General features: G+C 72.6%; 5 protein-coding genes and 1 pseudogene. All 6 read right to left on the bottom strand.

Annotation, left to right across the window (positions count from 1 at the left end; all coding sequences use genetic code 11):
- Window positions 1-289 precede the first annotated feature (289 nt).
- Window positions 290-1,702: a nucleotide pyrophosphatase/phosphodiesterase family protein gene (locus DY218_RS25850; protein WP_128558546.1), complete on the bottom strand. Its 1,413-nt coding sequence runs from the start codon at window positions 1,700-1,702 to the stop codon at window positions 290-292.
- A complete protein-coding gene (gene eboE / locus DY218_RS25845; protein WP_128558545.1) occupies window positions 1,699-2,868 on the bottom strand; it encodes a metabolite traffic protein EboE in 1,170 nt (389 codons plus the stop codon). The genes DY218_RS25850 and eboE overlap by 4 nt, the downstream gene beginning before the upstream one ends.
- A 3-nt stretch (window positions 2,869-2,871) precedes the next feature.
- Entirely contained in the window at window positions 2,872-3,720 is an 849-nt protein-coding gene (locus tag DY218_RS25840) for a TatD family hydrolase (protein WP_128558544.1), read from the bottom strand.
- Entirely contained in the window at window positions 3,720-4,418 is a 699-nt protein-coding gene (locus DY218_RS25835) for an EboA domain-containing protein (protein WP_128558543.1), read from the bottom strand. The genes DY218_RS25840 and DY218_RS25835 overlap by 1 nt, the downstream gene beginning before the upstream one ends.
- Window positions 4,415-5,419 (bottom strand): sugar phosphate isomerase/epimerase family protein, encoded by a 1,005-nt coding sequence (locus DY218_RS25830; protein ID WP_128558542.1) that lies wholly within the window; start codon window positions 5,417-5,419, stop codon window positions 4,415-4,417. Before DY218_RS25830 ends, DY218_RS25835 begins: the two co-directional genes overlap by 4 nt.
- Window positions 5,416-5,840, bottom strand: a pseudogene (locus DY218_RS35430) (SCO3242 family prenyltransferase); the annotation flags it as partial. The pseudogene DY218_RS35430 and the gene DY218_RS25830, both read right to left, overlap by 4 nt.

The following is a 5,840-nucleotide window of genomic DNA, read 5'->3' as shown; positions in this document are numbered from 1 at the left end:
CGGGGCCGCTGCGGGGGTCTGGGCCGCGGCGGGGGTCGCGGTGGCGCCGAGCACGGCGGCGGCGGCGGTGCCGGCGGCGACACCGAGCATGTTCCGTCTGCTGAGCTTGTGGGTGAGTTCGGGATCTGCGGGCGTGCGGCTCATGCGGGAACTCCTAGCGATTACGGAGCGTTGTGTGATGTGACCGGGCGTCATCGGGGCGTCCGGGAGTGTCGGAGCTCGGTGCTTCAGCGGCGCGGCGGACAAGGCCGGTCGCGAGGGCCGGCGCCGGTTGTCAGTGGTCTCTGCTTCAGTGGAGACCGGCCAGTTGGAGCAGGAGCGATTTCACGTCGGTGGCCCGGATCGGGCCGCTGACGGCACTGGGGGTGGAGCAGAGGATGAGCGGACCGTCGTTCGGGTCGTCGGGGAGCCTGCCGTGGCTGCCTCGAATAGGTGCCGGGTCCAGGGGCACGACCGCCATGCGGTAGCGCATGCCCAGCTTCTTCCGGGCGAGTGCGCCGGCCGCCTTGACCTTCACATAGGGGTCCTTGGGGTCCATGAAGAGTTCCACCGGGTCGTAGCCGGGTTTGCGGTGGATCTCGACGAGCTGCGCGAAGTCGGGCGCGCGGTCGTCGTCGAGCCAGTAGTAGTACGTGAACCAGGCGTCGGGTTCCGCGACGGCGACCAGTTCGCCGGCGCGGGGGTGGTCCAGGCCGTGGCTCTTCTTGCCCTCGTCGTCGAGGAGTTGGTCGATTCCGTCGAGATCCGCCAGTGCGTCCCGGGTGGCGTCGAGGTCCTCGGGCCGCCGGACGTAGATGTGCGCGATCTGGTGGTCGGCGACGGCGAAGGCTCGAGAAGCCATCGGGTCGAGGTACTCCATGCCGTCCTGGGTGTGGACTTCGAGGAGCCCGGCCCGGCGCAGGGCGCGGTTGATGTCGACGGTACGGCTGACGCGGGTGATGCCGTACTCGGACAGGGCCACCACGGTGCGGCCGGTGCGGCGGGCGTCGTCGAGCAGCGGGGCGAGGGCGGCGTCCAGGTCGGTGGCCGCCTGGTGTGAGCGCGGGTCGTCGGGGCCGAAGCGCTGCAGGTCGTAGTCGAGATGAGGGAGGTAGCACAGGGCGAGGTCGGGGTTTCGGGTGTCGAGGATGTGGCGGGTGGCGTCCACGATCCACTGGGAGGAGACGAGGTCGGCGCCCGGGCCCCAGAAGTGGAAGAGGGGGAAGGTGCCCAGTTTGTCGGTGAGTTCGTCGTGCAGGGAGGGGGGTCGGGTGTAGCAGTCGGGTTCCTTGCGGCCGTCGGCGTAGTAGACGGGGCGCGGGGTGACGGTGAAGTCGGTGTCGGCGCCCATGGCGTACCACCAGCAGATGTTGGCCACGGTGTAGCCGGGGTGGGCGCGGCGGGCGGCGTCCCAGAGCTTGTCGCCGGCGACCAGGCCGTTGTGCTGGCGCCAGAGCAGGACGTCGCCGAGTTCGCGGAAGTACCAGCCGTTGCCGACGATGCCGTGCTCGGCGGGCGGGGTGCCGGTCAGGAAGGTGGACTGGGCGGCGCAGGTGACGGCGGGCAGCACGGTGCCGAGCGGGGCGCTCGATCCCCGCTCCGCCATGCCCTTCAGGTTCGGCATGTGGTCGAGGAGTCGCGGGGTGAGGCCCACGACGTCCAGGACGAGGAGAGGAGTGGGTGCGCTGGTGGCCGGTGTGGGCTCGGGGGTGGCGTCTGTCATGGCAACTCCTTGAGTCCGAGGTCCACCAGGAGGTCGCGGGCCAGGGTGAGTTCGGCGGCTATGCCGTCCGCGAGCTGGGTGCGGCCGCGGGGTCGCAGCTCGCTGGGCAGGGCTTGCCAGGTGTAGGTCTCGACCTCGAGATGACGGGTACGGGGCGTGGGCCCGCCGACCAGTCGGGTCAGGGCGTCGCGGAGTACGGGAAGAGTGGAGGTGAGCGGGGGCGCGGGGTCGGCGTGCAGCGGGACGTGGAAGTGGGCGCGCCACGGGGTGTCGTCGGGCAGGGCGGATCCGCCGAGTGCCTCGCCCAGGTCGTCGGTGCCCTGCAGTCCGGTCGGGGTGAGTGCCCGGGTCTGGTGCAGGAAGCGGGGCTCGTCGAAGGCGGCGAGGGCCTCTCGTACGGCGGCGAGGTTCGGCTGTTCGGCGTGCAGGGCGGCCGAGAGCTGGACCTTGGGCAGCGTGATGCCCGCGGCGTCGAGTGCGTCGAGGGCGGTGGACGGATCTTCGAAGGAGGTGGCGAGGTGGCAGGTGTCGACGCAGACGCCGATGCGGTCGCGGGCGATGGCACCGATGGGGGCGATGGCGTCGGCGGTGGTCTCCACGGTGCAGCCGGGTTCGGGTTCGAGGCCGATGCGGATGGAGCGGCCGGTGAGCTCTTCGAGGGCGTCGAGGCGCTCGGCGAGGGTGCGCAGGGCCGTGTGCGCGAGCCCGGCGCGCTCCGGGTCGTATCCGGTGCGCCAGGCCAGTGGCAGGGTCGAGATGCTGCCCTCGGTGACGTCGTCGGGCAGCAGGGAGCTGAGCAGTCGGGCGAGGTCTGTGGTGTGGGTGAGGCGTTCGGGGTCGGCCCAGTCGGGCTTGTAGACGCGGTACTTGACCTCTTCGGCGCCGAAGCCTTCGTAGGGGAAGCCGTTGAGGGTGACGACCTCGAGGCCGCGCCGGTCGAGCTCGGAGCGGAGCCCGCGCAGGGCGGCGGGGTCGGCGACGAGGGCACGGGCGGCGTCGCGGGCCAGCCAGAGGCCGATGCCGAGCCGGTCGCGGCCGAGGCGTCTGCGGACGGGTTCGCAGTGGTCGCGGAGCTGGGCGAGTACGCCGTCCAGGGTCTCGGCGGGGTGGACGTTGGTGCAGTAGGCGAGGTGGACGGTGGATCCGTCGGGGTGCCGGAAGCGCATGGGTCACTCCCCTCCGCGCAGGATCGAGTTCCCTTCATGGGTGGCCGCGGGCTCCTCCAGGTCCAGGGCGAGCCGGCCGCTGAGTCCGTAGAAGGCCACCGGGTTGCGCCACAGGACGCGGTCGACGTCGTCCTCGGCGAAGCCGGCCTTGAGCATCGCGTCGCCGACCTTGCGGGTCTTCAGGGGGTCGCTCTTGCCCCAGTCCGCGGCGGAGTTGACGAGCACCTTCTCCGGACCGTAGCGCTCCAGGACGGCGACCATGCGGTCCTCGTCCATCTTGGTGTCCGGATAGACGGAGAAGCCGAGCCAGCAGCCGCTGTTTTTGGCCTCCTGCACGGTGGTCTCGTTGAGGTGGTCGACGAGGACGCGGTCGATGGCGAGCGGGGACTCGCGGACGACGTCCAGGGTGCGGCGCAGGCCGGCGAGTTTGTCGCGGTGCGGAGTGTGCACCATGGCGGGCAGTTCGTGCTCGGCGGCCAGCTCGAGCTGGGTGGCCAGGGCGGTGTCCTCGGCCGGGGTCATGGAGTCATAGCCGATCTCCCCCACGGCCACGACGTTGTCCTTGACGAGATACCGGGGCAGTTCGTCGAGTACGGGGGTGCAGCGGGGGTCGTTGGCCTCCTTGGGGTTCAGGGCCAGGGTGCAGTGGTGGGCGATCCCGTACTGCGAGGCGCGGAAGGGTTCCCAGCCGAGGAGGGAGTCGAAGTAGTCGTAGAAGGAGGCCGGGGACGTGCGGGGCTGGCCGAGCCAGAAGGACGGTTCGACGACGGCCCGTACGCCGGCGGCGTGCATCGCCCGGTAGTCGTCCGTGGTGCGGGAGGTCATGTGGATGTGGGGGTCGAAGATGCGCATCAGGACTCCTTGGAGGACGCTCCCCCGGCTGCCGCCGGGAGGTGCCCCCGCTCGGCGGGCGGGGCGGTCAGGTCCAGGACACGGTGCAGATCGTCGGGGACCGTGCGGCCGGCGGCGGTGCGTTCGCTTGCGTAGTCGTGGAGCATGCGGGCCAACTCCCGGTCACCGGCGGCCCGTCGGCCGAGGCCGGCCACGGAGTCCACCGGCACCCCGGTGAAGAGGCACTTGAGGACGGCGTGCCGCCAGGTGTGGGCGTCGAGGTGTTCGGCCGCGTACGGGCCGAGTGCGGCGGCGACCAGGGAGGTGTCGTTGGTGCGCAGCGCGTCCTCGACGAGCGGGACGGCTTCGGTGCCGGGCACGAGCTCGTGCAGGGCGCGCAGGACGGCGCGCCGTTCGGCGGCGGTGCCGCGGTCGTAGAGCGGTCGGAGGGTGTCCGCGTCCGGGCGGGCGGTGAGCAGGAGGAGTACACGGGCGTCGTCGGCGTGCGTGGGGCCGCAGCGCCGTCCGGCCTCGGCGAAGCGCAACTCCCAGGCGGGCATGGGCTTTCGGGGTGCGGGCGGGCCTGATCCGGCGGGCGCGGCCGCAGGGTCGGCGGGAGGGGTCGCGGCCCCGGTGAGGGCTCGGTCGAGCCAGGCCCTCGCCGGGTCGTCGAGTACGGAGTGGAGGTGGGTGCGCAGGGTGTCGGCGGTGGTGGTCATCGGGCGGCCCCGGAGGCGGAGTGTGCGGTCGGGGAAGTGGCGTCAGCGGGTGTGGTGCGGATCGGAGGTGTGCTGTGGGCCGGTGGGTGGTCGGTCCTGGTCGGCGGACGGACGGCGGCTGCGGCGGATCGGAGGAACTGGATGGATTCGGCGGCCAGTTGGGGCCCGGCGTGGGAGTGGCGGGGCAGTTCGACCACTGTCAGGCCCTGGTATCCGGTGTCCGTGAGGGCCTGGAGCACGGGCGGGAAGTCGATCTCGCCGTCGCCGAACGGCAGATGTTCGTGGACTCCGCGGCGCATGTCCTCGATCTGGACGTGCCGGAGCCAGGGCCCGGCCTCGCGGACGCAGTCGGCCGGTGGTTCGGGCTCCAGGCACTGGCAGTGGCCGATGTCCAGGGTGAGGCCGAGCATGTCCGGGTCGCCGAGGTGCCCGCGCAGGCGATGGAAGTCGGCCAGGCAGGAGAGCAGGTGGCCGGGTTCCGGTTCGACGGCGAGCGGGACGCCGGCCGCGCCGGCCGCCTCCACGACCGGTGTCAGGGCCTCGGTCAGACGCGCCCAGGCGGTGTCCTCGTCCGTGCCCTCGGGCGTGATGCCGCTGAAGCAGTGCACGGCGTGGGCGCCCACGTCAGCCGCCACCTGCACGGCGCGGAGCAGCAGACCGCTCCTCGCCGCGCGGCCTTCGGGGTCGGCGTCCAGGAGGGAGGGGCCGTGCTTGCGGCGCGGATCGAGCACGTAGCGTGCGCCGGTCTCGATCGTGACGCCGAGGCCGAGCGCGTCGAGCCGGCGCGCGACGCGAGCGGTGCGGGCCGCCAGGTCGGGTGCCATCGGATCGAGGTGCATGTGGTCGAGGGTGAGGCCGACGCCGTCGTAGCCGAGGTCGGCGAGGAGCCCGAGGGCGTCGTCGAGGCGGAGGTCGGTCAGGCCGTTGGTGCCGTAGCCGACGTGCGGACCCGTTGCCGACCTCTCGGCCAAGTGCCGTTCGCTCGGATGCCGTTCGGTCATGTGACGCTCACCTTCCTGGCCAGAGTGCGGGCGAGGGGTGCGAGGGCCGCTGTGACGAGTGCCGCCCCGGGACGTCCGGCGCGGGCCGCGAAGGCGGCCTGCAGCGGGATCATGGCCCGGATGCCGCCGCCGACCGCTCGTTGGGTGAGTTCGGGCGACGGATTCAGGGCGGCGTGCAGGAAGGGTCGTGCGGCGGTCGCCACGTACCCGGCGGCGAGGCCGGCCTGTGCGAGGTCGACCGGGGTCGGGCGCGGGCTCCCGCTCGTCTTCGTCCGTGCGCCGTCCTCGGGACGGTGCCCTACCGCCGGCCTCCCGCCGGCCGAACTGCCGGGCGCCGGGCGGAGAGCCCGCGCCAAGGCCGCCTCTCCCCCGTCCGGCGCCGCCGCCCGGCGGCGCCCCCACAGATACCGGCCGATCGCGG

It is taken from the genome of Streptomyces triticagri, from assembly GCF_003429565.1.
Lineage (GTDB): Bacteria > Actinomycetota > Actinomycetes > Streptomycetales > Streptomycetaceae > Streptomyces > Streptomyces triticagri.
Note: the sequence above shows the minus strand (reverse complement) of the source record. Positions and strands in the feature narration are given on the sequence as shown.

Bases quoted from the DNA above. Each gene is read 5' to 3' on its own strand.
- DY218_RS25850 (WP_128558546.1), bottom strand. From the start codon at position 1,702: ATGACAGACGCCACCCCCGAGCCCACACCGGCCACCAGCGCACCCACT.
- eboE (WP_128558545.1), bottom strand. From the start codon at position 2,868: ATGCGCTTCCGGCACCCCGACGGATCCACCGTCCACCTCGCCTACTGC.
- DY218_RS25840 (WP_128558544.1), bottom strand. From the start codon at position 3,720: ATGCGCATCTTCGACCCCCACATCCACATGACCTCCCGCACCACGGAC.
- DY218_RS25835 (WP_128558543.1), bottom strand. From the start codon at position 4,418: ATGACCACCACCGCCGACACCCTGCGCACCCACCTCCACTCCGTACTC.
- DY218_RS25830 (WP_128558542.1), bottom strand. From the start codon at position 5,419: ATGACCGAACGGCATCCGAGCGAACGGCACTTGGCCGAGAGGTCGGCA.